Source organism: Paenibacillus sp. 1-18 (genome assembly GCF_000520755.1).
Taxonomy (GTDB): domain Bacteria; phylum Bacillota; class Bacilli; order Paenibacillales; family Paenibacillaceae; genus Paenibacillus; species Paenibacillus brasilensis.
Genome location: NZ_ASSB01000152.1, coordinates 1 through 302, shown reverse-complemented (window position 1 = coordinate 302; position 302 = coordinate 1). Strand labels below are relative to the sequence as shown.

1 protein-coding gene is annotated in these 302 nt (G+C 54.0%); it reads left to right on the top strand.

What is annotated here, in order from left to right:
* Nucleotides 1-302, top strand: a 302-nt coding sequence (locus L693_RS27920; protein WP_155983802.1) for a condensation domain-containing protein, incomplete at both ends; no start/stop codon positions are given.

The following is a 302-nucleotide window of genomic DNA, read 5'->3' as shown; positions in this document are numbered from 1 at the left end:
GCTACAAGCTGGACATGAAACATTTGTTCAAGTATCTGACTATAGCTGAACTCAGCCCGCATGCGCAAATCGTCGGCCACATCGTTGATCAAGGGGAAGTGACGGGTGCAACGCCGCTGCTCCCGATCCAGCACTGGTTCTTTGAACAGACGCCTGTTGATCCGCATCACTATAACCATTCGGTCATGCTGTATCGAGCGGAAGGCTTTGAACAGACAGCGCTGCGTCAAACGCTGGCCAAAATCGCCGAGCATCACGATGCACTGCGGCTGGTGTTCCGCCAGACGGAACACGGATATGAG